This window comes from Prevotella sp. AM34-19LB (assembly GCF_003468525.1).
GTDB lineage: Bacteria > Bacteroidota > Bacteroidia > Bacteroidales > Bacteroidaceae > Prevotella.
On record NZ_QSIG01000006.1, the window covers coordinates 42,311 to 69,014 of the forward strand.

The following is a 26,704-nucleotide window of genomic DNA, read 5'->3' on the forward strand; positions in this document are numbered from 1 at the left end:
AAATATGTCGTTTTACCAAAATCTTTTTAGTGAAAATATGTCGTTTTACCAAAATCTTTAGTGTTATTAAGGATTTGAACTTTCCTGTAAGCCGCTAGGATATCGTGTGAGAATATCCTGGCGGCTTTTTGCTTAGCTTCCCAGCTCCAACTGATTTCTGTTTTACAATCGGTTTATTTCCTCCCGAGCTGCGCCCTTGCCTCGATAACTCTTCTTCTTGTTGAAAGAATAGGTTACATTGAGAGATACATTGTGAACACCGCCCTTGAGGTTTTGATAGAAAGATACTCCATTGGTCTCAATCAAGTTCTTTTGACGCCAAAGCTTAAAGCTATCATTCCAGTAGATGGTAAATGCCCAATTGCCCAAGCTCTTGTTAAGTCCCATGTCAAGGAGAACATATCCCTTGGTATAGTTGGTGGCAGAATATCCTTTGCTAACCCATATTCCATCGAAATAAGCATAGATTCCCCAAGGTAAGTCAAAGCGGTTGCGCATAGTCATATTAAACAACGGCTTGTTGTATGACTTTTCGGGATTACCATATTCCAACTTCTGCAATCTCAGCACACCGTGTAGCGTAGGATGCCAGATGCCTATGTCCAATCTTTGCCCTGCCACCATCTGAAAATAATCATAGCTAGGTAAGTTTACATTCTTGATGATATTTACCTTCTTGGTTTCCATATATGAATAAGTTGTGGCAAGTTCTCTCATGCTATGTACATAAGAGAGGCTCAAGCTCGTCTTACGATAACTCACATCCAAACTTAGCTCTCTTTCTAGTGATGATTTCAGCAAAGGATTTCCAAGCATCCATGATGTATGCGAGGCATAAGAATAAGTATTGCTCAGCATACTATAGCTAGGACGGTCAACTGAAGCGCTGTAAGATAATCCCAAACTTAGATTGCCGTTCTGATAATCAATGCTTACGTATGGGAGCCAATCCGTAAAACTCTTAGATTGTTCAGCAACCTTCTCACCATTAAGTATATAAGCGAAGTCTGTATTCTCTACACGCAGTTCTGTTCTTGCGCTCCATGCAGAGCTAAGCTGCCAATTTACCGTAATGTATCCTGCTGTCAGATGCTGGCGTTCCTCATCACGAGAAGCGTCAAAGAGAGCCTCGTCATTAGAGGTGCTTCCCTCAAAAGATTGGCGAGTCTTGGTATACGAATATTGGACGCCTAAGTCTAGAGTTACAGCCTTCCATGAAGCAGTGAAATTAGTCTTGCCCGCTACCAGGTGATTGTTGCTATGACTTACTGTACCAATATGATTCGCATAGTTCTCACCTTGCTCGTTGACATCAGAGAGTTCATTGGAGAAGTTGTAAAGATAATCCACATCTGCCGCCAACAGATAGTTCTTCTTTTCACCGAATTTCAATATAGCATAAGAGTTGAGATAATGGCGTGTATTCTGCTTTGACTGTTCACTCGTTGACTCAAGCTGTGCATTCTCTGGCTCTACATTTGTCTGGATGTCATTTGTTGAAGAGTATTTTCCCTTAGGTTTTCTGCTAAATTCATAACGGATGCCCAGAGAATTGGCTCCAAAGTCGTAACTAGCACCTATATTGGCGTTTAACTTATGCGCACGATTCTCATAGGTAGTATTTGTTTTTGTTTCATACTCATTATTGCCAAACTTTTCCAGATAGTAGCCTGTTTGCTTTTCTCCGTCCCCGGCATAATTGGCTCCGGCATACACTCCAAGTCCATTGCTGCCAGTCCAAGACAAGTCCAGGCCCGTTCTCCCGTATGAAACATCAGAAAGTGTAGCACCGGCTTTTGCTAAGCCTGCCCATCCTGCATCCTGCTTTTTGGTATGGATGATGATGACCGACTTCACATCTGCCTCATATTTAGCTCCAGGATTGGTAATGATTTCTACTCTTTCAATATTCTGCGAGGAGAGTTGTTGCAGTTCAGAATTGTCTCTTACCTTCCGATGGTTGATATAAATCTCAGGAGTTCCTTTGCCCAACACTGAAATGTTATTACCGATACCACTAATCAATGGCATCTGCTTGATGGCATCTATGGCAGACCCCAACTTGGACAAAGGGTTGCCAATCATGGAGATGTTTAATCCCATATTGTTAGACTTCACGTAGTTGCGATGTCCCTTCACCACGACTTCACCTAATAGCTTGGTATCTTCCTGCATGGCAATGATTCCCACAGAATCACTTTGGCAAGGAAGATAACTGGTCTTATATCCCATGGCAGACACTTTGAGTATGTCTCCTTTGAAATATCCATCTACAGAAAACACACCTGCTTCGTCGCTAACAGTACCCTTAATGAATGTTGAGTCCTGTTGATTTAGCAAGAATACATTCGCATAAGGCAAGGCTTCGCCCTGCTCATTGATAATTTTTCCAGTGATGTGTTGAGCCATAACAGGCATAGTTGCTATACACAGAAATGGCAATAATATCTTTTTCTTCATAATTTTCTCTTTTAAAATTTTAGTTAATGTGACCATGTTTTTATAATTATTTTAATCGGTTGCAAAGGTAATCAATGTTTTCCTTATAATTTCTAACAAAAATCTAATATTTTTCTAATAAGCAGATATTATTTGTTCCAAGTTCGATTTTTTTTTGTACTTTTGCAGTGTTTAAATAGAAGGATTATGAAGAAGGTTTATTATATTGCATTGTTAGCTATCATAATGATAGTATGCCTGCAAGGATACAATGTGCACTTGCAGTATTTAAATTACAAACTAGAATGTGTTGATAAAATCAATGATGTGTTAGTGCAATCAGTTGACGAAGAGTACCATAATAGAGCAAAAAGCAAAAAAGGGGGGATTAAAAAGGAAAAGCAACATATCAAATATAAAATATTTCATTCATTTAATCAAATACCTGGAGAAATTAAGAAAGAGCCGTTTTTTAACTTACGCACATTGAATATCGGTTCTTTGAAAAGAAAAGGCATTATAAGTAGCACGTCAGATGCGCTCACCTTATTGGAACAAGACCAAATAGAAAAAGAAGGTAAGCCGCTTAATTTAGCAAATCTGAATGAAATTGTTAGCAGAAGAATGGAAGACAAGATAGAGCGCTCCATATTCTTACTCGACAAAAATAAAAAGATAATAAAGGCAGAGGGAGTAAAGAATGTACCTTCCTCGTGGGTTTGCTCAAAAGATGTAGCAGTAAATTTAGCCAATCTCCGATTTGTAAGAGTTGCTATGCCTGTTCCACCTTCTAAGTTCATAGCACACTCTATATGGACATTGGCACTGTCTGTACTATTTGTGCTGATAGCTGTAGTTTGCATCGGCTACCATCTCTTGGTAATCAAGAGAAAAGAGCAGCTGCTAAGAAATCGAGAACTAGGCGTTAATGGTATCATCCACGACCTCAAGGCTCCTATCAATAGCGTTATCTCTGTATTGAGTTTGCTAAATATGAAGGTAAAGGAAGATAAGATATTGTTGGATGTAATTTCACAAGCAAGTGACAAGGCTAAGTTGCTGGTGAGCGATATAGAGTCTATATTGCTTGCAGCCAAGGGTGGCAATGACAGAATGTTACTCAATTTGAAGAAGGTCAGTCTTCTGGAATTAACAAATATCGTTAAGACAGATATGGACATATTATATAAGGTGAAGCCGCATACCATCGTAATTTCCGATGAGTCGCAAGGCGAAGGCATGGCATATGCCGACGAATTATATATACGTAATGTGATGAGAAATCTGGTGGAGAATGCACTGAAATATTCTGATGACGGAGTGAATGTTCAAGTGTTGATCAGAAATATAGACGAAAATATCGAGGTTAGCGTAACCGATGATGGATGGGGCATTGCCCCCAAGGACCAGAAGTTGATTTTCAGACAGTTCTACCGTGTGCGGCAGCATAAACAGGTTAAGGGATATGGCATCGGATTGGCTGTGGTGAAATATGTGGTGGAAGCACATCATGGAAGAATACGCATAAATAGTGAATTAGGAAAGGGAAGCTGTTTTACCTTCACTCTTCCTAAGGCACAATAAAAATGGCAAGAAAAATGGAAAAATTGAAAGTAATCATTGTGGATGACGATAAGTTGCTAGGCACTACACTGGTACTGGGCTTAGAAGGGTTAAGCATGAAACCTTACTATCTAGACTCATTGGATGGACTTTTGGATAAGATTTCTGAGGTCCAACCTAATATATTGGTACTAGACGTTGAGGTAGGCATGGGAAATGGCATAGAGAAACTAAAAGATTTGAAGCTTCATGCCATCAACATACCTGTTATCATCATGTCCTCGCATATCCAGATGGAGTACATCGCTCAAGCCCTGGAGAATGGCGCTTTTCATTTCTTGAAGAAACCATTTGAGATAGATGAACTTGGCGCATACATCCAGCGTTTTGCAAAAACTGATGAAAAGTTAGGGATAGTGACCGATATCCAAATAGGCAGTCTAAACTTGCAAATGCAATTCCATGCTCTATTTACTAAAAATAACGATCAAATTCATCTTTCCCAGAAACAGTTTGAGGTGCTTAGTATATTAGCACAAAATCTAGGGAAGATTACGACTCGTCAAACTTTGAAACGTCAGTTATGGCCTGATGGCAACTATTCTGACCCCAGCTTAGATAACTACATCTCTCAACTAAGAAAAATCTTATCGATTGATGAGAGTGTTCAATTAGAAACAATCCCGAAAGTTGGCTTCCTGTTAAAAACGAACAAACGAGGGTGTGGCATTAGTGTCATTGGACATTAGTGTCATTAAGGATTTGAGCTTTCATATAAGCATAGAAAAAGCCGCCAGGATATCGTGTGAGAATATCCTGGCGGCTTTATATGATAGCTTAAAAAACTTTACTTCTTATCGTAAGCATGCACAGGGTAGTCGATGGTATAGTGAAGACCACGGCTCTCCTTGCGCTCGATAGCCATACGGGTGATGAGGTAACCTACATTGATCATGTTGCGGAGCTCGCAGAGTTCCTTGCTTACCTTGACACGCTTGAAAAGATTCTCGGTCTCTTCGTAAAGAAGGTCGAGGCGGTCCCAGGCACGTTTCAGACGGAGGTCGCTACGAACGATACCTACATAGTTGCTCATGCATTCGCCTACTTCCTTGATGCTCTGGGTAATCAATACCTTCTCCTCGTTGGTCATGGTACCCTCGTCGTTCCAGGCAGGAACCTTCTCGTTGAAGTCGTATTCATCTACATGCTCAATGCTGTGCTTGGCAGCAGTCTCGGCATAAACCACAGCTTCGATGAGAGAGTTGCTGGCAAGACGGTTGCCACCATGCAGACCGGTGCAAGAGCACTCGCCCAAGGCATAGAGGCGGTTGATGCTTGAACAGCCGTTCAGATCTACCTTGATACCACCACACATATAGTGAGCAGCAGGACGAACCGGGATATAATCCTTGGTAATATCGATGCCGATGCTGAGACACTTGGCGTAGATGTTAGGGAAGTGATGCTTGGTCTCCTCCGGATTCTTATGGGTAACATCCAGACAGACATGATCCAGACCGTGAATCTTCATCTCCTTATCGATGGCACGGGCTACGATGTCACGAGGAGCCAGGCTCAGGCGCTCATCATATTTCTCCATGAAGCTTTCGCCGTTAGGCAGACGCAAGATGCCGCCGTATCCACGCATTGCCTCGGTGATGAGGAATGCAGGGTGGGTCTCGCCAGGATGATAGAGGGCTGTAGGGTGAAACTGTACGAACTCCATATCGGCTACGGTACCCTTGGCACGGTAAACCATCGCCTCGCCATCACCGGTAGCGATGACTGGGTTGGTGGTAGTCTGGTAAACGGCACCACATCCACCGGTACACATCACTGTAACCTTACTCAGATAGGTATCCACCTTCTGGGTGTCAGGATTCAGAACGTAGGCTCCGTAACAGTTAATATAAGGTGTGCGGCGAGTAACACGGGCACCCAAGTGGTGCTGGGTGATAATCTCCACGGCGAAATGATTTTCCTTGATATCGATGTCCGGGCAGTTGCGCACAGCCTCCATCAGACCGCGCTGGATTTCAGCACCTGTATCATCAGCGTGATGAAGAATGCGGAACTCGCTGTGTCCGCCCTCACGATGAAGATCGAACTTGCCATCCTGCTGCTTGTCGAAGTTGACACCCCACTGCACGAGCTCCTTGATCTGCTCTGGTGCCATGGTGACAACCTGCTTCACAGCCTGATAGTCGCTGATGTAATCACCAGCGATCATTGTATCCTGTATGTGCTTGTCGAAGTTATCTACTTCCAAGTTGGTAACTGACGCCACACCACCTTGTGCAAATGAAGTGTTTGCCTCATCGAGTGAGGTTTTGCAGATCATACACACTTTACCTTTATGCGCTCTGGCTACTTTCAGGGCGTAACTCATACCGGCAACTCCTGAGCCGATAATCAGAAAATCATACTTATAAACCATGTGAGTTTATTCTAATAATGCTTAATTGTTTGCAAAAGTACTAATTTCTCTTTAAAAAGAGTAATAAGAGAGGGATTTTTTGTAATTTTGCAGCGAATTTTAAGGTAATATAGTCTTTTAGACTATCAAATAGTAGCTGAAAACGCTATTTTAAAGATTAAAGAACGAGATATGGCAGATAGAACTTTTCATAAGCGCTTCAATACGACGGCTCGTGTTGGAGTGGTGGTTTTCGCCCTCCTGGCAGGATATTTCTTCTGGGTCAAGATGGCGATTATTGGCATTTTCGTTGCCATCATCATTGTGGGCATGATTGAGCGTATTCTGAATACCACCTATACATTCAAGAAGGTGAAACCTATCGACCGCGATGATGAGATGGAATATCTCATCATCAACGAAGGCAGGTTCTCTTCCAACAGGAATGTGCCGGTATGCGACATCATCAGTGTGCATACCGCCAAGACCTTTCTGGGATTGGATCATTGTCTGGTGATAGAATACGGACATCATAATATGGTAACAGTGCAGCCCGATAATGAAGAGGCTTTCGAGAAAGAAATTAGTAAAAGACAATGAAAAAGATTATATATATGATGATGAGCTTCATCATGGCAACGCTCATGGCGATGCCGGTGCAGGCTCAGGATGTGATTGAAGGAGAAGTGGTGGAGCCGCAGGACGACACGGAAGTGGCCGACTCCACAATGTTGGATTCCCTGGCTGCTGATACATTGAAGCTGCCTTGGCCCGAATCGGTGCAGGTAGGTATCGGCAAACTCTTGGAAAGTAAGATGTTTGAGACGTCGCAGGTGGGAATCATGGTCTGGGATATGGATGCTGATTCCTGCATCTACAAGCACAACGAACGACAGCTGATGCGCCCGGCAAGTACGATGAAGCTCTTGACAGCCATCACCGCACTTGACAAGTTGGGTGGTTCCTATCAGTTCAAGACTCAGTTGAAATATACCGGAACCATTGAGGACGGTGTGCTGACGGGTGATGTTTACTGTGTGGGAGGTATGGATCCCCGTTTCAACAGTGATGACCTGACGGCATTTGTCAACAGTCTCAAGGATATGGGTGTGGATACCATTCGCGGTAACGTATATGCCGACCGTTCGATGAAGGATGCGGCATTGCTGGGCGAAGGCTGGTGCTGGGATGATGACAATCCGGTACTTTCACCATTGGTGTTCTCCCGCAAGGACATCTTCATGGACCGTTTCCTGGCTAAGTTGAAGGATGCTGACATCGAATATGAGGAGATGTATGCCTCTACCAAGACCTGTCCTGCCAATGCCTTTACCATCTGTACCCGTTTCCATACGATGGACCAGGTACTGCATAAGATGATGAAGGAGAGTGACAATCTCTATGCCGAGTGCATGTATTACCAGATTGCGGCTTCTACGGGCAACCGACCGGCAAGTGCCAAGAGTGCCCGTAACGTGGAACGGCAGTTGATCAATAAGTTGGGACTGGATGCTTCCCGCTACAGACTGGCAGATGGTTCGGGCTTGTCGCTCTACAACTATCTCAGTGCCGAGCTGGAGGTGATGATGCTCCGTTATGCTTTCCGCAACGACAACATCAAGCAGCATCTGATTCATTCCTTGCCTATAGCAGGTGTGGATGGAACCCTGAAGAAGCGTATGAAGAGCGGCAGTGCCCACGGCAATGTCAAGGCTAAGACGGGTACTCTGACCGGTATCATCTCGCTGGCTGGCTATTGTACGGCAGCCAATGGACATGAGCTTTGCTTCTCTATCATCAATAATGGAGTCATGCATGGCAGCAATGCCAGACATTTTGCAGACAAGGTTTGTAACCTGCTCTGCCAACCATAAATGGGAGTTGATAGATAAGAGTAGATAGTTAAGAGTTGATAGTTTACAGTTTATAGTTTATGGAAGAAATTCGTAGATTTGTAGATGAAATGATAACATGGGCAGGTGTCACTGGTGATTACGTGCCTATGCTTCGTCATATCCTGCTCACCGTCACCGCTATCTTGCTGGCGATGTTGAGCGATTTCCTGTGTCGTAAGATTTTGGTTCCGCTGATTTCGAAGATTACGGAAAAGACAGAGGTTTCCTGGGATGATGTGTTGCTGAATAAGAAGGTGCTCACTTCTGCCTGTCATATCGTGCCTGCAGTGGTAATATGGTCGCTCATGCCGCTTATCTATCTGGAATATCCTATATTCAAGGAGATTCTGGAGCGTGCTACGGGTATCTATATTGTAGTGATGTCGGTTCGCACGGTATTGGTGTTCATCGGTTCCTTCAAGGGATTGGAGAATAGCGGAGAGCGCCGCTCTTCGGCTCAGCAGTATTTCCATACCTTCTGCGGTGTGCTCAGAATATTGATGCTCTTCGTGGCAGGTGTGGTGGTGGTAGCCATCCTGCTGGGGAAGAATCCGATGACTCTGTTTGCTGGCTTGGGTGCCACATCGGCTGTGCTGATGTTGGTATTCAAGGATACTATCCTCGGTCTGGCTGCCGGTGTGCGACTCACCAGCAATGATATGTTGCACAAGGGTGACTGGATTACCGTGAAGTCGGTAGATGCCAATGGTATAGTTGAGGATATGTCACTTACTACCGTAAAGGTGCGTAATTTTGATAATACCATCGTTACTATCTCTCCAGCTACCCTGGTGAATGGTTCGTTCCAGAACTGGATTGGTATGCAGAAGAGTGGTGGAAGAAGAGTAAAGCGAATCGTTTATTTTGATTTCCGTAGCATCCGATTGGTGGATGAGGCTTTGAAGCAGGAGCTGCTTGCCAAGCATTTTGCCGTAGAGGATTCTTTCAAGTTGAAGGATTCTCTCCAGAAGGCGATAGAAAAGGATATTGCGGAAGGAAAGGATATTGAGGATTTGAAGAATCCGGCAGCCCTTGCCCCAACCAATCTTCAGCTTTACCGTAAGTTTATGGAGAAATATCTGCGTCAGCGCCCTGAGGTGAATACGGAACTTACCTTGATGGTGCGCCACATGGAGGCTACCCAGTGTGGTCTTCCGATCGAGTTCTATTTCTTCATCAAGGATAAGGTATGGGTTAATTACGAGCATATCCTTGCCGACATCATGGAGCATGCCTATGCGCTTGCCAATGAATTCGGTCTGAAGATTTACGAGCAATATCCGGAGCAGTAGTTACTTTGAACTTTGAGATTTGAACATTGAACTTTATGAATAGCTTTTCTGCTGTCATTATCCGTTGGTTTCGTGAGAACGGCAGAGACCTGCCTTGGCGCGAAACCAGGGATTCTTATGCCATCTGGCTGAGCGAAATCATCCTTCAGCAAACCCGCATAGCCCAAGGTTGGGAATATTGGGAACGGTTCATGCAGACCTATCCCAAGGTAGAAGACCTGGCTGCTGCCAGCGAGGATGATGTCTTGAAACTCTGGCAGGGCTTGGGGTATTACTCCCGTGCCCGCAATCTCCATACTGCCGCCAAGCAGATTGTGGCTCTCGGTGACTTTCCCAATACCCTCGAAGGTATCAAATCCCTGAAGGGAGTAGGTGATTATACCGCTGCTGCCATCGGTTCCTTTGCTTTCGGTATTCCGGCAGCTGTGGTTGATGGCAATGTCTATCGGGTGCTTTCCCGATATTTCGGCATCGATACTCCCATCAACTCAACCCAGGGTAAAAAGGAGTTTGCTGCTTTGGCACAATCGCTCTTGCCTGCTTCCGATGCGGCATCCTATAATCAGGGAATGATGGATTTCGGTGCGATTCAATGCACTCCCCAGTCTCCGAAGTGTCTGCTCTGTCCGCTTGCCGAAACCTGCGAGGCTCTGCGTTGCGGCAGGGTAGAGGAACTGCCTGTCAAGAACAAGACCGTGAAGGTGAAGACCCGCCATCTCTCCTATATATATATAAGGTGTAAATCTTCGGCAGCGGATGGTGCTGGGAATTCAGAACCGATGGTTGCCATCCATCGCCGTGGAGAAGGAGATATCTGGCAGGGATTATGGGAGCCTTATAATGTTTCGGATATCAAGGAACTGCCTTCTTTCGTCAAGAATCCGATTTTGCTGGCTAAAGATGTCAAGCACGTTCTGACTCATCGCGTCCTTCTTGCCGACTTCTATCTGCTGGAAACAGAAAGTCGTCCTCCGCTTCCGGATGATTACATCTGGATCAGGGAAAGTGAGATAGAAGACTATGGGGTTCCGAGGCTGATAGAAATCATGCTGGAAAAGATCAATCCTGCAGAATAGGATACGCATATAGGGAAGTTAAGTGAAGTTAAGCAAGCTATCACTCAATTCCCTCACTAGTGAAACTTGAATATATAATAATCTCTTCATATAGAATAAAGATGATTCAATTCAATAAGAAAATGAGAGGCTGGGTGCTGGCAGGAGCCATCGCACTGCTCTCTATTTTGGGCTTTTCATCCTCTATGGTGCCAGCTGCACAGGGGGATACACCGGGAATGGAAATCCCGGTTTCAAAGAAAAAGGTATCGCAAACCATCAGAAAGCGTTTTGCCTATACCGTTTCATATAATCATGATACCCGTCAGCCTAACTGGGTGGCATGGTCATTGACCCGTGCTCATGCTTTAGGAAAGTTGAAGCGTGGCGACTTTGAGGATGATATGGATATGCCATCTCCTAAGGGAACAAAGGCAGATTACTACAACAGCGGTTATGATAGAGGACATCTCTGTCCGGCTGGCGATAACAAGTGGAATCAGAAGGCTATGGACGAATGCTTCCTGATGACCAATATGTGTCCTCAGACTCATGCCCTGAATGCAGGAATCTGGAATAGTATCGAACAACAATGCCGTACCTGGGCTAAGAAATATGGCAAGGTTTATATCGTTTGCGGTCCGATATTCCTGAATAAGCAGCATCGCAAACTGGGTAAGAACAAGGTGGTGGTGCCTGATGCTTTCTTCAAGGTTATCCTCCGCACCGGCAAGAATCAGCAAGCCATCGGTTTCATCTGTCGCAACCAGGGAGCTACCGGACTGCAGAAGAAGGATTTCGTTAACTCAGTAGATGAGGTGGAGCGTATCACCGGCTACGACTTCTTCTCCAAACTTCCTGATAACATCGAGAAAAAGATAGAGGCAAAAGCTGATATCAACCAGTGGTAAAAGAAAATCCCCTGATGCATGTCTCATTGCATCAGGGGATTTTTATCTGGTTCTATAGGAACTCTTCTATATGATAGGTTCTATGTTATAATCCTATCCTATCGTTCAATTTCCTATAATAGAATCTTAGTAGTTCTGAGCCTCAATCTGGAAGTAGCTCTGTGGGTGGTTGCAGACTGGGCAAACCTCTGGAGCCTGCTTGCCTACTACGATATGACCGCAGTTAGAGCACTGCCAGATACAGTCGCCATCACGAGAGAAGACGAGCTTGTCCTGCACGTTCTTCAAGAGTTTGCGATAACGCTCCTCGTGGTGCTTCTCGATTTCAGCCACCATCTCAAACTTGATTGCAATCTCCTCGAAGCCTTCCTCGCGAGCTTCCTTTGCCATGCGTGGATACATTTCGGTCCACTCGTCGTGCTCGCCATTGGCAGCAGCCTCCAGGTTCTTCTCTGTATCCTGGATAGCACCGCCCTCCAGGTACTTGAACCACAACTTAGCGTGCTCCTTCTCGTTGGCAGCAGTCTCTTCAAAGATGTTAGCTATCTGAACATAACCGTCCTTCTTAGCCTTACTTGCAAAATATGTATATTTGTTACGAGCCTGTGATTCACCAGCGAAAGCCTCCTGAAGGTTCTTCTCTGTTTTTGTTCCTTTTAATTCCTTCATAATGTATTCTGTGTTATGTTATTAATATGTTCTTTATTATTTTTCTTTTGCAAAGATATTGAAAAGTTCCTAATTATGCAAGAAAATTAAGGTTTATTTTACTTTCGACCTATTGTTTAGATAAAATAAAGCAAAACCAAGCATCGCCACACCGAATATCCACGAAATGATGGCACTTGTTACCATTCCCAGCGTATGGGTGAAACCTGCCACGATGAATGTCAGGAAGCTTACAGCAGCTACTGTAAGCGCGTATGGCAACTGAGATGAAACATGGTGTACATGCTTGCACTCGGCTCCGGCACTTGCCATAATGGTGGTATCGCTGATAGGTGAAATATGGTCGCCACAGACAGCACCAGCCATGCAGGCAGAGATGGAAATGATGCGCAATGGGTCGGCTCCTGGGAATACTGCGATACAGATAGGTATCAGGATACCGAAGGTTCCCCAGGATGTACCTGTGGCAAAAGCCAGGAAGGCTGCAACCAGGAAGATGATGGCTGGCAAAAGCATCTGAAGTTCTGAAGCACTGCTTGCCACCACAGTAGATACATATTCTGCTGCTCCCAGCGAGTCGGTCATACTCTTCAGAGTCCATGCCAGGGTAAGAATCAGAATGGCTGGTACCATTGCCTCGAATCCCTTGATCAGACTACTCATCCCTTCATCGAACGGTAAGGTCTTGCGAACCGTAAACATCAGAATGGTCAGAATCAAGGCTGCCAATGAACCAATCACCAGACCTATAGAGGCATTGCTTCCTGCAAAGGAATCTACGAAGTTCATATAGTTGGCATTGCTGGCATCGAAGAAGCCTCCCGAATAAACCATGCCTGCCATACAGAAGATAATCAACATGATGATTGGAATCACAAGGTCGCTCACAGAGCCTTTGCTCTTGGATGATTCTTCCTGCTTCGCTCCCACACCATGCTCCACGATCTGCAGCTTGGTATCGCTCACCTCGTCGAGCTTTCCTCCGTTGGTGCGCTCATACCATTCCTTCAGTCTTGCATCATACTTGCTCATCGCCTTGAAGTCGAAGCCCAAGATCACGATGCCCAGCATAAAGAGAATGGTGAAGAAGGCGTAGAAATTATAAGGTATCGCCTTGCAGAAAAGTGCCAGTCCGTTTTCGCCTCCCGATACGAAGCCCGATACTGCTGCTGCCCAACTGGAGATTGGGGAGATGATGCAGACTGGTGCTGCGGTGGAGTCGATGAGATAGGCAAGTTTCTCCTTGGTTACGCCGTTGCGCACTGCGATAGGGCGCATCACCGAACCCACGGTAAGGCAGTTGAAGTAATCATCGATGAATATCAGAATGCCGAGCAGTATGGTGGCTACCTGCACACCAATCTTCGACTTCACGTGCTTGGAAGCCCATCGGCCGAAAGCCGCAGAACCACCCGCCTTGTTCATCAGTGAAACGATGCTTCCCAACACCACCAGAAAAACCAGAATGCCCACGTTCCAAGGGTCGGAAAGGCAATGTATCAAACCGTATGCCTTGGCGTCATCGCCTTCACCTACGGTGTGGTTGGTCAGATGAACGAGGAATCCGTCGAAACCTGTTCCCATCGAAATGCAATATTGAACGGCACCCAGAATGATACCGATAAAAAGAGAAGAATAGACCTCTTTCGTCTTCAGCGCTAGAGCGATGGCGACGATAGGAGGTAGTAACGACCATGCGGTCCCAATCATGTTGTACTCCATTTTATTGTTTTTGGGTTAGAAATATTTTGCTGAGAAGCAGCTTATCTTATGCAAAGATAAGGCTTTTTTGTTATATATCCAAGAGTTACCTAAAGAAAAAATATCCTTTTGTTGATGAAGTAAGCTCTTTTAGCATATTTTATCATTGGAAAGACCCACAGAAAACATCATAACTTTCAAGCCCATCGGATTCCATGGGCTTGAAAGCTATGTTTTATGAATTTATAATGCGATCTCCTATAATACCATTTCTTCGTATTCCAATCCGAAGACATCGGCAACCGCCTTGAAAACTACCTTGCCATTCACGATGTTCAATCCCCGATACAAAGCCTTGTCTTCCTTGCATGCCTTTCGCCATCCCTTGTCGGCAAGAGCGAGGGCATACTTCAGGGTGGCATTGGTCAGGGCGATGGTAGAGGTATGAGGCACGGCTCCTGGAATGTTGGCTACGGCATAATGCACAATGCCATCTACCATAAATATCGGATTGGAGTGGGTGGTTGGATGAGAGGTCTCGAAGCATCCTCCCTGGTCGATAGCCACATCCACCAGCACGGTGCCTGGTTCCATCAGCTTCAGCATGTCCCTGGTAATCAGGTGTGGAGCCTTGTCGCCCGGAACGAGTACACTGCCTACTACGATATCTACATCTGGCAATTCCTTTCGGATATTGTGCTCGTTGGAATAGAGGGTGTGCGCATTGATAGGCAATTCCATCTCCAACTGGCGAAGACGAGGCAGGCTGATATCGGTAATCCACACATCAGCGCCCAATCCTGTTGCCATTCTTGCTGCAGCTTCTCCCACGGTTCCACCGCCCAGAACGAGAACCTTCGCCCGGTTCACGCCCGGCACACCGCTAATCAGCTTACCCTTACCGCCCTTGGTCTTCTGCAGATAGTAGGCACCATTGATAATCGCCATTCTTCCTGCTACCTCACTCATCGGAATGAGCAGTGGCAGATGATGGTTGTCGGTTTCTACCGTTTCGTAAGCCAGGCAGACAGCGCCGCTCTTGATCATGGCATCGGTGAGCTCTCTGTCGCAGGCAAAATGGAAGTAAGTAAAAACAAGCTGGTCCTGATGGATGAGTGGATATTCCTCGGCGATAGGTTCCTTCACCTTGATAATCATCTCAGCCTCGCGATACACACTCTGGATGTCGGGCAGGATTCTGGCTCCTACCTTCACATACTCTTCATCAGCAAAACCACTGTTCTCGCCGGCGGTATGCTGCACCATCACTTCGTGTCCATGTCGAATGAATTCAGCTACACCAGCAGGAGTCATTCCCACACGATTCTCATTATTCTTGATTTCTTTTGGAATACCTATTTTCATGATGTTATGTTTTTAAAGGTTATAAATCATTTTAACGGGATAAAGATAGTGAAAAAATCAATAGGTTGTATCGTTTGTATAGAAGATTTAACATATCTTTCTTGCCTGGTTAAGATTAGAACATAAAAAAGATTAAAAAAGATGGCTGCTATCATCTTTTTGCTTATCTTTGCCCTCGTAAGCATTTTAAACTTAATAAATGGAGGACTTATTATGAATGTCAATACAGGTATCAAGCAAGCAGTGATCTTAGCCATAGGCATTATCGTGCTTGGATTTTGTGTCAAGTCTGGACTTGAAAGTGTGATTGCCAAAGACCGCAAAGTGGTGGTGAAAGGATTGGCAGAAAAGGAAGTTGAGGCTGATAAGGTGACATGGCCTATCGTTTCCAAGGAGATTGGCAACGACTTGCCGCAGCTCTATAAGAAGATCAACGCTACCACCAGCACCATCCGCCAGTTCCTGCTGGCAAATGGAGTGAAGGCAAATGAAATCAATGTCAATGCCCCTGTGGTCATCGACCTCAATGCTGAGCGATATGGCGAAAACCGTCAGCCTTACCGTTACAACATCACGTCGATCATCACCGTGACTTCCCGGAATGTGAAGGTGGTTCGTGGCATCATCGCCCGACAGGGTGACCTGCTTCAGAAAGGTGTGGCCATCGTGGATGGTGGCTACGAGAATCCGGTGAAGTACGAGTATGTGGCTTTCCGCGAGATGAAGCCGAAGATGATGCAGGAGGCAATTGAGAATGCCGAGAAGACAGCTGCTCAGTTTGCCGAAAACAGCAAGAGCAAGATTGATAAGATCATGAACGCTGACCAAGGGCAATTCTCGATAGAGGATAGAGATTCCAATACACCTTATATTAAAAAGGTGAGGGTAGTGACTACGGTTACCTATCTTTGAAAGACTAGTAATTAAATATATATATAGTACGAAATGAAAAAAATGATTTACATGGTGATGGCGCTTGCCTCACTAAGCTACTCAACCCAGACTATGGCGCAGTCACAGGGATTGCAGAAAAAGGTGAATGCCTACTTCATGCAGTCGCTCAAAGCACAGCAGAAAGCATTGGAGAAAGACGGTAAGGCGGAATTCTCTAAAAACACACCTCTTGACACCAAGCTCCAGGCTGCTATCGACGGCAAGGATATTGCCAACTACCAGAAGATGGTATGGACAGCCTGGTGCGATGCCAACAAGAACCTGCAGGAAGAAAAGCTCATAGAACCTGAAGATCTGACATTGGCAAAAAACAGCTCCTGGAATCTGCCTCAGTGTCTGGAGCCAAATGCGGTGATGCCTTATTATTATGGTAAGAAGGGAGTGGCTGCCGATGGTAAGTTCCCTCTCTTCCTGTATGTTCACGGATCGGGACCTAAGGACCATGAGTGGTCGAATGGTATCAAGCTCGGTCTGAGCTTCCAGGATTCTCCTTCCATCTATTTCATTCCTCAGATTCCTAACGAGGGTGAATATTATCGCTGGTGGCATCTCTCCAAGCAGTATGCTTTCGAGAAGCTGATTCGCCAGAACCTGGTAAAGAATGAGGTGGATGCCAATCGTCTCTATGTATTCGGTATCAGCGAAGGTGGTTATGGCAGTCAGCGTCTTGCTTCCTTCTATGCCGACTATTGGGCTGCAGCGGGTCCGATGGCTGGTGGTGAACCTTTGAAGAATGCGCCTGTGGAAAACTGTGCCAATATCGGTTTCTCTTTCCTCACCGGTGCTGACGATACCGGTTTCTATCGCAACGACCTGACCTGGTACACCCAGGTGGCTTTCGATTCTGCGCAGTTGGTTCGCCCATTGTCTGTAGATAAGACTCCTATCTTCCGTCATCGCATCCAGCTCTTGCCGGGTATGCAGCATCATATCACCTATGGTCTGACTACTCCTTGGCTCAAGCAGTTTGTGCGCAATCCATATCCTAAGACCGTGCTCTGGGAGGATTTCGAGATGGATGGCAGACACCGTTCGGGTTTCTACAACCTGCAGGTGCTGGCTCGCCCATCAGAGCAGAGAACCTACTACGAGATGGATATCGACAAGAACGTGGTTTCCATCAAGGTGAGCAATGTGGATTACACCACTATCTTGAAGGATAAGCAGTGGGGTATTGACCTGAAGTTCAACCGCAGCTATTCTCCTGCCACAGGTGGCAAGCTGAGAGTTTATCTCAATGACCAGTTGGTCAACCTCAATGAGCCTGTAACCATCACGGTAAACGGCAAGCAGGTATTCCATGGCATTGCCAAGGCAGATTTGCAGGCAATGGTAAACAGTTGTGCGGAATACTTCGATCCATGTCGAGTATATCCTGTTTCAATCGATTTGGCTTATTAATTTTAAGGAAAGATTAGATGAAGAAAAACGTTTGTTTATATGCCATGATGGCTCTAGCCGTTATGGGATGTTCTCAAAATAACAAGAAACAGGAAGGCAGCTCAAAGGGGCTACCTTCTCGTGTTGAATCAGAGAGTAAGGCTGGGGCAGAGAAGGCAGATCAGTCAGTAGCTGGCAGTAGTAATCAGTCTGCTTCTGCTGGAAAGGTGCAGGTGCTTACGGCTTCCGATTTCAGGAAGAAGATTATGGATTACGAGTCTCATCCCGATGAGTGGGTGTTTGCAGGCTCCCGTCCTGCCGTCATCGATTTCTACACCACCTGGTGTGGTCCTTGCAAGATGATGGCTCCCGTGGTAGAATCTCTTGCCGGGAAATATGCCGGCAAGATAGATTTCTATAAGGTGGATATCGACCAGGAACCCGAACTGGCTTCCGTCTTCGGCATCCGCAGTATCCCTACCTTCCTCTTCATCCCGCTGAAGGACAATCCCACCATACAGATGGGAGCCATGCAGAAGGAAGATTTTGAGAAGATTATCGGGAAAATGATGAAAAAGTAAAGAGGCCTTAAAGGAATATTCCATGCCTTTTCTTCTTACCTATAAGTAGGTATTTTGGTGCGAATACCTATTTCTGATGATGCCCGAAATTTGGTGGTTTGCCAGATAATACCTAAATTTGCACTCAGAAAATAAGAAATGTTTAATGTAATTAAAGGAATTATAGTATTATGATTATTGAAAATGTTCATGCAAGAGAAATCTTGGATTCTCGTGGCAATCCTACAGTAGAGGTTGAAGTTTCATTGAAGTCAGGTGTCGTAGGTCGTGCATCGGTTCCTTCTGGTGCATCCACTGGCGAGAACGAGGCTTTGGAACTTCGTGATGGCGACAAGAACCGCTATGGCGGCAAGGGCGTCTTGAAGGCCGTGGAGAATGTGAATCAGGTGATTGCTCCGGCTTTGGTTGGCTTTTCTGCCTTGGAGCAGCGTGCCATCGATTATAAGATGTTGGAACTCGACGGTACCAAGACCAAGTCTAATCTGGGTGCCAATGCCATCCTCGGTGTTTCTCTGGCTGTGGCTCATGCTGCTGCAGAGTATCTCCACATCCCATTGTATCGCTACATTGGCGGTTGCAATACTTACACCCTTCCTGTTCCTATGATGAACATCATCAATGGTGGTGCTCACTCTGATGCGCCTATCGCTTTCCAGGAGTTCATGATTCGTCCTGTGGGTGCTCCTTCCGAGAAGGAGGCTATCCGTATGGGTGCAGAGGTGTTCCATGCCTTGGCTAAGCTTCTGAAGAGCCGTGGACTTTCTACTGCCGTAGGTGATGAGGGCGGTTTCGCTCCTGCACTCGATGGTATCGAGGATGCGCTCGACAGTATCTGCCAGGCTATCAAGGATGCCGGTTATGAGCCAGGTAAAGACGTGAAGATTGCCATGGACTGTGCTGCCAGCGAGTTTGCCGTTCAGGAGGATGGTGAGTGGTTCTATGATTACCGCCAGTTGAAGGATGGCAAGAAGAAAGATCCTAATGGCAAGAAACTGACAGCTGCTGAGCAGATCAAGTTCCTGGAGGAGCTGATTACCAAATATCCTATCGATTCTATTGAGGATGGTCTTGATGAGAACGATTGGGACAACTGGGTGAAGTTGACCGCTGCCATCGGCGACCGCTGCCAGTTGGTAGGTGACGACCTCTTTGTTACCAACGTGAAGTTCCTGGAGAAGGGTATCAAGATGGGTGCTGCTAACTCTATCCTCATCAAGGTAAACCAGATTGGTTCTCTCACCGAGACACTAGATGCTATCGAGATGGCTCATCGCCATGGTTACACCACCGTAACTTCCCATCGTTCTGGTGAAACCGAGGATACTACGATTGCTGATATAGCCGTAGCAACGAACTCCGGTCAGATAAAGACGGGCTCTATGAGTCGTACCGACCGTATGGCCAAGTACAACCAGCTTATCCGCATTGAAGAGCAGTTGGGCAATAGCGCAGCTTACGGTTATACGAAGTTGAAATAAACCAATTTCACCATGACTATACACATAATATAGAATAGGTCAGATACGAAATAGATGGGCATGGATGACCGTGAGGGTTGTCCATGCTTTTTTATCTTCTATGATGTATCTTCATCTTACATATTTGATAGGATAACTTCGATATATTTTATGGATTATATATTTTACGGATTAAGATAAAAAGCAAAACAACAATGACAAACGTATTGATAAGTGCTGCCGGACTTTGCTGTGCCACCATTATCGGTGCCATTCTGGGATTCTTTGTCAAGGAGTTGCCTCATAAATGGAACGATGCCGTATTGGGATATTGTGCCGGAATCATGCTGGCGGCTTCCACGCTGGGACTGATAGTGCCAGCCTTCGAACAGACCGGACTTTGGTGGCTGGTAGTAATCGGAGTAATGGCAGGAGCCTTGTTTCTGAATGTGCTAGATCTGGTAACTCCCCATCTTCATCATATCACGGGACTAGACCCCGAGGAGCATCGCAACAATGCCCGACTCAGCCATGTGATGCTTTTCGTGATGGCGATAGCCCTGCACAAACTGCCCGAAGGCATGGCGGCAGGAGTGAGTGTCTGTTCATCAGAAGGCGCAACGGAGTGGGGCGTTTCTTTAGGCATCGCACTGCAGAATATCCCTGAGGGAATGGTGATCATTGCTCCCTTGATGATGGCAGGCGTTTCTGCGATCCGCACCTTCTTCATTTCCATCTTCATCGCCCTGCTCGAAGTGGCAGGCATCCTGTTAGGTTTCGGTTTGGGTTCAGCCTCTTCTACCTTTCTCCCCGTGATGCTGGGCTTTGCCGGTGGTGCCATGCTTTATGTAACGAGCGATGAGATGATTCCTGAAACTCATGCCCATGGCTTTCAGAAGCAAGCCACCTACGCCCTTCTCCTGGGCTTCATCACCTTTGTGTTGATGGAAAAATGTGTATAATCAGGTTCTGATATGTTGATGGAGAAATGTGTGTAGTCAGATTCTGATGTCGTGCATTCACCACCAGCGCCATCAGGAAGGCTTGCAGGGGATGGAAGCTGCCCAGCAGCATATTGCCCAACAGAAACTCCACACTACCGGCATATACTGTGAGGGCAAGCACCATTGGGTACAGAAAGTTGAAGCCCAACTCATGCATATAAATGCCATAAGTCAGTCCCAGAAATCCATATCCAGCCATGATTGGCAGGGAGGTATGGAATGCGTGAAATGAAAAATAGCATAGTTGTGGTATGTTTGGTTTATGCTTGTTTTATTGGTTTCTGCTTGTTTTTTTTGCTGGTTTCTGTTGTAAATTTGTTGCAAAAGAGTTGTAAGTTTGAGTTTTTTTGTTAATTTTGCAAGCAGAAACAATTTTAAATTAGATAATTATGGCAAAAATTATAGTACATGACACAGGTGTTACTGTTATATCTGTAAACAATGAAGATTTTATTTCTTTGACAGATATAGCACGATACAAGAGTGACGATCCTAATGCTGTCATAGCAAATTGGATGCGTAATCGCAATACAATTGAATACTTGGGAATTTGGGAAGGTTTATATAATCCTTCTTTTAAACCCCTCGAATTCGAGGGGTTTAAAAAAGAGGCAGGTCTTAATGCTTTTACTCTTTCTCCTAAAAAATGGATAGATACCACCAATGCAATTGGTTTGATTGCAAAGTCAGGGCGTTATGGAGGTACGTATGCTCATAAAGATATAGCATTTAAGTTTGCAAGTTGGATATCTGTCGAGTTTGAACTTTATATGGTCAAGGAGTTCCAACGCTTAAAAGCAGAGGAACAAGCTCAATTGGGTTGGTCTGCTAAGCGTGAACTTTCTAAAATCAACTATCGCATTCATACTGATGCGATAAAGCATAACTTGATTCCTGCTGAAATTACGCCTGCGCAAGCTTCTCTGATTTATGCAAATGAGGCTGATGTTCTGAATGTGGCAATGTTTGGTATGACTGCGAAGCAGTGGCGAGATTTGAACCCCGAAAAGAAGGGTAATATACGTGATTACGCAACTGTCAACGAGTTGATTTGTCTTTCCAATATGGAGAATCTCAATGCGGTATTTATTGATCAAGGGATGCCACAAGGTGAACGTTTGGTTAAGCTTAATCAAATAGCAATCCAGCAAATGCGTGTATTGGAGGATGATAGAAAATATTTGAAATGATGCTTTTGGATGTCGACTTAGCTACAGAGCTCTTGTAAATGTAATTGTTAAAATGCATTTTTAAAGCTTCTAAAACAATAATAACTACTTGAAATATAGGGATAATAAAAAAGCGGAGCGTGATTTCACAACCACACTCCGCGCAAACTTAAACAACCAATAAAAGAAATAGATTGATCGTTCAATTGTTATATCTGATGAAGAGTAGCCCTTTTTTAGAGCTTTTTTTATTTCGATTTGAAGATAATGACCTTAACGGATGAACAAGAGCTCACGATACTTAGGCAATGTCCAGAGCTCATCGGCTACAGTCAACTCCAACTTGTCTATCTGATAACGGATCACCTCCATCTTTGGAGCTACGGTGTCATGATAAGCAATAGCCTTATCGTGCTCATTCTCAATCTTGTTGGCAACCTTGCGGGCATTTACCAACTCCTCAACACCGGTCTCGATGATCTGAGTGCGCTCGGCAATCTTCTTGATGATATTGATGTTGCGGGCAGTCAACTTCTTGCCTTCCTCATCACCGAAGATGTCAATCATGTTCTCCACATTCTTGGCCAACTGACTCTGATAGTGAGTAGCCACAGGGATGATGTGGTTCATGCTCAAGTCGCCCATCACACGAGCCTCAATCTGAATCTTCTTGGTGTAGGTCTCCCATTTCACCTCGTTACGGGCTTCCAACTCGTTCTTCTTCATGACCCCCATATCCTCGAACATCTTGATAGAGGCAGGGTCGAGATAACGCTCGAAGATCTTTGGACAGCTCTTCTCGCAGTCCAGACCACGCTTAGCAGCTTCCTCTACCCACTCATCTGAGTAACCATTGCCGTCGAAACGGATAGGCTTGCAGGTCTTCAAATCCTGACGAACGATATCGATGATGGCTGAAGTCTGATCCTCACCCTTGGCTATCAACTCATCCACACGCTTCTTGAAGTCGGTCAAAGCCTCGGCTACGGCTGTATTCAATACAATCATCGCTGATGCACAGTTAGCCTCAGAACCTACGGCACGGAACTCGAAACGGTTACCAGTGAAGGCGAATGGAGAAGTACGGTTACGGTCGGTGTTATCAATCATCAACTCTGGAATCTCTGGGATATCCAGCTTCATGCCCTGCTTGCCAGCCACGGTGAAGAGGTCCTTCTTGTCGGCTTTCTCAATGTGCTCGAGAAGGTCGGTCAACTGCTTGCCGAGGAATGAAGAGATGATTGCTGGAGGTGCCTCGTTGGCGCCCAGACGATGTGCATTGGTAGCGCTCATGATAGAAGCCTTGAGCAAACCATTGTGCTTATATACACCCATCAAAGTCTCTGTGATGAAGACTACGAAGCGGAGGTTATCCTCTGGTGTCTTGCCAGGACCATGGAGCAGGATGCCGGTATCAGTAGCGAGACTCCAGTTGTTGTGCTTGCCGGAACCGTTGATGCCGGCGAATGGCTTCTCATGGAGAAGTACACGGAAACCGTGATGGCGAGCCACCTTCTTCATCAAGCTCATCAGGAGCATGTTGTGGTCAACGGCAAGGTTGGTCTCCTCAAAGATAGGTGCCAATTCAAACTGGTTTGGTGCCACCTCGTTGTGGCGGGTCTTGCAAGGAATACCGAGCTCAAGAGCCTGGATTTCCAAATCCTTCATGAATGCCTGAACACGCTCTGGGATGGCTCCGAAGTAGTGGTCGTCCATCTGCTGGTTCTTGGCAGAATCATGACCCATCAGGGTGCGGCCTGTCAACATCAGGTCAGGACGTGCTGCATACAAACTTTCATCTACCAGGAAGTACTCCTGCTCCCAACCGAGATTGGAAATAACTTTCTTGACATCTGGGTTGAAGTAGTGGCAAACTTCTGTTGCTGCTACGTTTACAGCGTGCAATGAACGGAGCAATGGAGCTTTATAGTCGAGTGCCTCACCTGTGTAAGAGATGAAGACAGTAGGGATACAGAGTGTATCGTCGATGATAAATACAGGAGATGTTGGATCCCATGCAGAGTAACCGCGGGCCTCGAAGGTGGAGCGGATACCGCCAGATGGGAATGAAGAAGCATCAGGCTCCTGCTGAACGAGCAACTTACCTGAAAATTCCTCGATCATACCACCCTTGCCATCATGCTCGATGAAGGCATCGTGCTTCTCGGCAGTACCTTCTGTCAGTGGCTGGAACCAGTGGGTGTAGTGGGTTACGCCATTCTCGTCAGCCCACTGCTTGATTCCTTTGGCTACGGCGTTGGCGATGTTACGGTCGAGACGAGCTCCGTTGTCGATGACATCCACCAGTTTCTCATAGACATCTGCAGGGAGATACTTGTACATCTTCTGTCGGTTGAATACCTTCTTTCCGAAGAATTCACTTGGTCGCTCGCTAGGAGCGGTTACCTCAACAGGCTTTCTCTTGGAAGCCTCTGAAACAGCTTCAAATCTTAAGTTGCTCATACCTTATATAATTTAAAATTTCTGATTTTCAATGTTTTTATAATCTGTTGGAACGTTTATTTTCCCAGCCATTTGGCGATTCTTTCCATAGCCTCCTTGCAGTCCTCATGCTCACCGAAGGCGGTGAGGCGGATGTAGCCTTCGCCCGATGGACCGAAGCCGACACCTGGGGTGCAGACTACGCTTGCGCCATAGAGCATTTCCTCGAAGAACTTCCAGCTTGGTGTATCGTTAGGAGTCTTCACCCAGAGATATGGAGCATTCTCGCCACCATATACTCTCAGTCCGAGTTTCCGAAGTTCCGCTCTCATAAAGTGGGCGTTCTCCATATAGTAATTGATGGTAGCCTTCACCTGCTCCTTACCCTCTGGGGTGTAGATGGCTTCGGCAGCACGCTGGCTGATATAGCTGGTGCCATTGAACTTGGTGCACTGGCGGCGATCCCAGATTGGATTCAGTGCCACTTCCTCACCAGTCAATGTCTTTGCCTTCAACTCTTTAGGAACGATGGTGTAACCACAACGCACACCGGTGAAACCGGCTGTCTTTGAATAACTGTGGAATTCGATGGCCACCTTTCTCGCTCCACGAATCTCGTAGATAGAATGAGGAATATCCGGGTCGGTGATGTATGCCTCGTAGGCTGCATCGTATAGGATGATGCTTTCGTTCTTGATCGCGTAGTTTACCCATTTTCTGAGTTCCTCCTTCGAGATGACCGTACCCGTAGGGTTGTTTGGATAACAGAGATAAATCATATCCACGCGGTGGTCTGGAATCTGAGGGATGAAGTTGTCGCTCTCATCGCAAGGCATGTAGGTTACATTGCTCCACTTGCCGTTCTCAAAGACTCCCGCTCTGCCAATCATCACGTTAGAGTCGATATATACAGGATAAATCGGGTCGGTGACACCGATGTTGTTATCCCATCTCAAAATCTCCTGGATATTTCCTGTGTCGCTCTTGGCTCCGTCGTTTACGAAAACCTCGTTGGCATCCAGATGAATGCCACGAGGCAGGAAGTCGTTCTTGATGATAGCCTCACGGAGGAAGTCGTAGCCTCGTTCCGGACCGTAGCCTCGGAAGGAAGCCTGAACTGCCATCTCATCCACTGCCTTGTGCATCGCCTCGATGACGGCAGGGCAGAGGGGCTGGGTTACATCACCGATGCCCAAGCTGATAACTCGTTGTTTCGGGTGGGCAATCTTGTAAGCGTTTACCTTCTTTGCGATGTCGGCAAACAGGTAATTGCTAGCCAACTTCAGGAAATGTTCATTAACTAATGCCATATTTTTGTTCTCCTTTATTGCGGTCTTTTTATCAACCTTTGTTATTTAAGTTTGCTCTTAATTTATAATTCAATTTCTCCTTCGAAGACGAAGGCGGCAGGTCCCGTCATATAGACATGGTCGTCTGCCTCGCTGTATTTTATTTCCAGCGTTCCGCCATCCATTACGATACTGCTCTTTCTACCGGCACGCTTGGTCTGGGCTGCGGCTACAGCTGTGCACAAGCTCCTGTACCACAAGCCATCGTGATGCCGCTTCCCCTTTCCCAAACTCGTGTCCTTATAATGTCAGTGTCTGTAATTTGTGCGAACTCGATGTTGCATCGTTGAGGAAAGGCTTCGTCTCTTTCTAGAATCTTGCCATAGTGGGCGATGTCGATGGTGTCGATATCATCCACAAAGGTTACGAAATGTGGATTACCCATACAGACATAGGTGCCTTCGAAGATTCTGCCATCGGCTTCGAGTACCGAAGGACCTCTGAATTGCTGTGGATTTTCCAGTCTCGGCTTCAGCATATCCACTGTCACCGAATCTACAACCTTCTTGTTATCCTGAAGATGCAATTTCAATATCTTGATGCCCGATAGCGTTTCCAGTCGGATGGTTTCTTTTCGGGTCAATCCTTTTTCATAAAGATACTTTCCGATGCATCGGCTTGCATTGCCGCACATCATCGCTTCTGAACCATCGGCATTGAAGATGCGCATCGAATAGTCGGCTCTTCTGCCATCCTGTGGCTTTCCGATGAGAACCAGTCCGTCGCTTCCGATGCCTGTATGATAAGCACTCCAAGCTATGGCTGCCTTTTCGGGGTCTGGGATGTTGTATAGCTGGGTATCTACATAGATGTAGTCATTGCCCGCCCCATGCATCTTGGTGAAATGAACTGTTTCTTTCATATTGCGTTGTCCTTTAAGTTTGAATACTCTTCTTTATCTCTCACGTCTTGCCTCTTGTGGGGCTTGACTTTTTGATAGTCTTTCGAATGTTTCGATGACTATTTGTTTGATTTCGGTTGCAAAGGTACGACTTTTTGTTGAAATAAACAAGGAAAATTATGCAGAAAATAATAATAAAGATTAGGTTTCTTTCAATTTGT

General features: G+C 45.8%; 21 protein-coding genes and 1 pseudogene. 13 read left to right on the plus strand and 9 right to left on the minus strand.

Annotated elements, in window-relative coordinates; genetic code table 11:
- Positions 1–162: 162 nt before the first annotated feature.
- Positions 163–2,460: an outer membrane beta-barrel protein gene (locus DW830_RS03115; protein ID WP_158573419.1), complete on the minus strand. Its 2,298-nt coding sequence runs from the start codon at positions 2,458–2,460 to the stop codon at positions 163–165.
- A gap of 186 nt (positions 2,461–2,646) precedes the next feature.
- Between DW830_RS03115 and DW830_RS03120 the strand changes: the two genes are divergently transcribed.
- Both DW830_RS03120 and DW830_RS03125 read left to right on the plus strand, forming a co-directional pair.
- Complete coding sequence (locus DW830_RS03120; RefSeq protein WP_119248828.1) at positions 2,647–4,023, plus strand: sensor histidine kinase; 1,377 nt, start codon at positions 2,647–2,649, stop codon at positions 4,021–4,023.
- Positions 4,024–4,025: 2 nt separating this feature from the next.
- Entirely contained in the window at positions 4,026–4,751 is a 726-nt protein-coding gene (locus DW830_RS03125) for a response regulator transcription factor (RefSeq protein ID WP_119248829.1), read from the plus strand.
- A gap of 98 nt (positions 4,752–4,849) precedes the next feature.
- Here DW830_RS03125 and nadB read toward each other — a convergent pair whose 3' ends face one another.
- Entirely contained in the window at positions 4,850–6,439 is a 1,590-nt protein-coding gene (nadB, locus tag DW830_RS03130; RefSeq protein ID WP_119248830.1) for an L-aspartate oxidase, read from the minus strand.
- A 171-nt stretch (positions 6,440–6,610) separates the two neighbouring features.
- Here nadB and DW830_RS03135 point away from each other — a divergent pair, with 171 nt between their 5' ends.
- The 5 genes from DW830_RS03135 (at position 6,611) to DW830_RS03155 (ending at position 11,571) form a co-directional block, all read left to right on the plus strand.
- Entirely contained in the window at positions 6,611–7,018 is a 408-nt protein-coding gene (locus DW830_RS03135) for a PH domain-containing protein (RefSeq protein ID WP_089543749.1), read from the plus strand.
- Entirely contained in the window at positions 7,015–8,292 is a 1,278-nt protein-coding gene (gene dacB / locus DW830_RS03140; protein ID WP_119248831.1) for a D-alanyl-D-alanine carboxypeptidase/D-alanyl-D-alanine-endopeptidase, read from the plus strand. Before DW830_RS03135 ends, dacB begins: the two co-directional genes overlap by 4 nt.
- 59 nt (positions 8,293–8,351) lie before the next feature.
- The gene (locus DW830_RS03145) at positions 8,352–9,605 is read left to right on the plus strand and encodes a mechanosensitive ion channel family protein (RefSeq protein WP_119248832.1); all 1,254 of its coding nucleotides are present in this window, start codon (positions 8,352–8,354) and stop codon (positions 9,603–9,605) included.
- Positions 9,606–9,640: 35 nt separating this feature from the next.
- Positions 9,641–10,681: an A/G-specific adenine glycosylase gene (gene mutY, locus DW830_RS03150; protein ID WP_119248833.1), complete on the plus strand. Its 1,041-nt coding sequence runs from the start codon at positions 9,641–9,643 to the stop codon at positions 10,679–10,681.
- Positions 10,682–10,782: 101 nt separating this feature from the next.
- On the plus strand, positions 10,783–11,571 hold the full coding sequence (locus tag DW830_RS03155) for a DNA/RNA non-specific endonuclease (RefSeq protein WP_119248834.1): 789 nt from the start codon (positions 10,783–10,785) through the stop codon (positions 11,569–11,571).
- 126 nt (positions 11,572–11,697) lie between these two features.
- On the opposite strand, the gene rbr is transcribed toward DW830_RS03155, so the two are convergent.
- From rbr to ald, 3 genes are all read right to left on the minus strand, one after another.
- On the minus strand, positions 11,698–12,240 hold the full coding sequence (rbr, locus tag DW830_RS03160) for a rubrerythrin (RefSeq protein ID WP_119248835.1): 543 nt from the start codon (positions 12,238–12,240) through the stop codon (positions 11,698–11,700).
- Positions 12,241–12,333: 93 nt separating this feature from the next.
- On the minus strand, positions 12,334–13,962 hold the full coding sequence (locus DW830_RS03165; protein WP_119248836.1) for a Na+/H+ antiporter NhaC family protein: 1,629 nt from the start codon (positions 13,960–13,962) through the stop codon (positions 12,334–12,336).
- Positions 13,963–14,199: 237 nt separating this feature from the next.
- Positions 14,200–15,306: an alanine dehydrogenase gene (gene ald / locus DW830_RS03170; RefSeq protein ID WP_119248837.1), complete on the minus strand. Its 1,107-nt coding sequence runs from the start codon at positions 15,304–15,306 to the stop codon at positions 14,200–14,202.
- Positions 15,307–15,519: 213 nt separating this feature from the next.
- Here ald and DW830_RS03175 point away from each other — a divergent pair, with 213 nt between their 5' ends.
- The 5 genes from DW830_RS03175 (at position 15,520) to DW830_RS03195 (ending at position 20,640) form a co-directional block, all read left to right on the plus strand.
- A complete protein-coding gene (locus DW830_RS03175) occupies positions 15,520–16,218 on the plus strand; it encodes an SIMPL domain-containing protein (RefSeq protein WP_119248838.1) in 699 nt (232 codons plus the stop codon).
- A 33-nt stretch (positions 16,219–16,251) separates the two neighbouring features.
- The gene (locus tag DW830_RS03180) at positions 16,252–17,661 is read left to right on the plus strand and encodes a hypothetical protein (RefSeq protein ID WP_119248839.1); all 1,410 of its coding nucleotides are present in this window, start codon (positions 16,252–16,254) and stop codon (positions 17,659–17,661) included.
- Positions 17,662–17,678: 17 nt separating this feature from the next.
- A complete protein-coding gene (gene trxA, locus DW830_RS03185) occupies positions 17,679–18,221 on the plus strand; it encodes a thioredoxin (RefSeq protein WP_233544354.1) in 543 nt (180 codons plus the stop codon).
- 170 nt (positions 18,222–18,391) lie between these two features.
- Positions 18,392–19,699: a phosphopyruvate hydratase gene (eno, locus tag DW830_RS03190; RefSeq protein ID WP_119248840.1), complete on the plus strand. Its 1,308-nt coding sequence runs from the start codon at positions 18,392–18,394 to the stop codon at positions 19,697–19,699.
- A gap of 194 nt (positions 19,700–19,893) precedes the next feature.
- Complete coding sequence (locus DW830_RS03195; protein ID WP_119248841.1) at positions 19,894–20,640, plus strand: ZIP family metal transporter; 747 nt, start codon at positions 19,894–19,896, stop codon at positions 20,638–20,640.
- On the opposite strand, the gene DW830_RS03200 is transcribed toward DW830_RS03195, so the two are convergent.
- Positions 20,609–20,881: an AzlC family ABC transporter permease gene (locus DW830_RS03200; RefSeq protein ID WP_119248842.1), complete on the minus strand. Its 273-nt coding sequence runs from the start codon at positions 20,879–20,881 to the stop codon at positions 20,609–20,611. The two genes, DW830_RS03195 and DW830_RS03200, sit on opposite strands and share 32 nt — an antisense overlap.
- A 190-nt stretch (positions 20,882–21,071) precedes the next feature.
- Here DW830_RS03200 and DW830_RS03205 point away from each other — a divergent pair, with 190 nt between their 5' ends.
- Positions 21,072–21,872 carry a KilA-N domain-containing protein gene (locus DW830_RS03205; RefSeq protein WP_119248843.1) on the plus strand — a complete coding sequence of 267 codons (801 nt, stop codon included), beginning with the start codon at positions 21,072–21,074 and terminating at the stop codon, positions 21,870–21,872.
- A gap of 252 nt (positions 21,873–22,124) precedes the next feature.
- Here DW830_RS03205 and DW830_RS03210 read toward each other — a convergent pair whose 3' ends face one another.
- From DW830_RS03210 to dapF, 3 genes and pseudogenes are all read right to left on the minus strand, one after another.
- Entirely contained in the window at positions 22,125–24,314 is a 2,190-nt protein-coding gene (locus DW830_RS03210) for a glutamine synthetase III (protein ID WP_119248844.1), read from the minus strand.
- A 56-nt stretch (positions 24,315–24,370) separates the two neighbouring features.
- The gene (locus DW830_RS03215; protein WP_119248845.1) at positions 24,371–25,603 is read right to left on the minus strand and encodes an LL-diaminopimelate aminotransferase; all 1,233 of its coding nucleotides are present in this window, start codon (positions 25,601–25,603) and stop codon (positions 24,371–24,373) included.
- Positions 25,604–25,665: 62 nt separating this feature from the next.
- Positions 25,666–26,504: pseudogene (gene dapF / locus DW830_RS03220) on the minus strand (diaminopimelate epimerase).
- Between the last annotated feature and the right edge of the window lie 200 nt (positions 26,505–26,704).

Excerpts from the sequence above, each read along its gene's own strand:
- DW830_RS03155 (WP_119248834.1), top strand. The coding sequence starts at position 10,783 with ATGATTCAATTCAATAAGAAAATGAGAGGCTGGGTGCTGGCAGGAGCC.
- DW830_RS03180 (WP_119248839.1), top strand. The coding sequence starts at position 16,252 with ATGAAAAAAATGATTTACATGGTGATGGCGCTTGCCTCACTAAGCTAC.
- DW830_RS03120 (WP_119248828.1), top strand. The coding sequence starts at position 2,647 with ATGAAGAAGGTTTATTATATTGCATTGTTAGCTATCATAATGATAGTA.
- ald (WP_119248837.1), bottom strand. The coding sequence starts at position 15,306 with ATGAAAATAGGTATTCCAAAAGAAATCAAGAATAATGAGAATCGTGTG.
- rbr (WP_119248835.1), bottom strand. The coding sequence starts at position 12,240 with ATGAAGGAATTAAAAGGAACAAAAACAGAGAAGAACCTTCAGGAGGCT.
- DW830_RS03200 (WP_119248842.1), bottom strand. The coding sequence starts at position 20,881 with ATGGCTGGATATGGATTTCTGGGACTGACTTATGGCATTTATATGCAT.
- mutY (WP_119248833.1), top strand. The coding sequence starts at position 9,641 with ATGAATAGCTTTTCTGCTGTCATTATCCGTTGGTTTCGTGAGAACGGC.
- DW830_RS03165 (WP_119248836.1), bottom strand. The coding sequence starts at position 13,962 with ATGGAGTACAACATGATTGGGACCGCATGGTCGTTACTACCTCCTATC.
- DW830_RS03210 (WP_119248844.1), bottom strand. The coding sequence starts at position 24,314 with ATGAGCAACTTAAGATTTGAAGCTGTTTCAGAGGCTTCCAAGAGAAAG.
- DW830_RS03145 (WP_119248832.1), top strand. The coding sequence starts at position 8,352 with ATGGAAGAAATTCGTAGATTTGTAGATGAAATGATAACATGGGCAGGT.
- DW830_RS03115 (WP_158573419.1), bottom strand. The coding sequence starts at position 2,460 with ATGAAGAAAAAGATATTATTGCCATTTCTGTGTATAGCAACTATGCCT.
- DW830_RS03205 (WP_119248843.1), top strand. The coding sequence starts at position 21,072 with ATGGCAAAAATTATAGTACATGACACAGGTGTTACTGTTATATCTGTA.
- DW830_RS03215 (WP_119248845.1), bottom strand. The coding sequence starts at position 25,603 with ATGGCATTAGTTAATGAACATTTCCTGAAGTTGGCTAGCAATTACCTG.
- nadB (WP_119248830.1), bottom strand. The coding sequence starts at position 6,439 with ATGGTTTATAAGTATGATTTTCTGATTATCGGCTCAGGAGTTGCCGGT.
- dacB (WP_119248831.1), top strand. The coding sequence starts at position 7,015 with ATGAAAAAGATTATATATATGATGATGAGCTTCATCATGGCAACGCTC.
- DW830_RS03125 (WP_119248829.1), top strand. The coding sequence starts at position 4,026 with ATGGCAAGAAAAATGGAAAAATTGAAAGTAATCATTGTGGATGACGAT.
- trxA (WP_233544354.1), top strand. The coding sequence starts at position 17,679 with ATGAAGAAAAACGTTTGTTTATATGCCATGATGGCTCTAGCCGTTATG.
- DW830_RS03135 (WP_089543749.1), top strand. The coding sequence starts at position 6,611 with ATGGCAGATAGAACTTTTCATAAGCGCTTCAATACGACGGCTCGTGTT.
- eno (WP_119248840.1), top strand. The coding sequence starts at position 18,392 with ATGATTATTGAAAATGTTCATGCAAGAGAAATCTTGGATTCTCGTGGC.
- DW830_RS03195 (WP_119248841.1), top strand. The coding sequence starts at position 19,894 with ATGACAAACGTATTGATAAGTGCTGCCGGACTTTGCTGTGCCACCATT.
- DW830_RS03175 (WP_119248838.1), top strand. The coding sequence starts at position 15,520 with ATGAATGTCAATACAGGTATCAAGCAAGCAGTGATCTTAGCCATAGGC.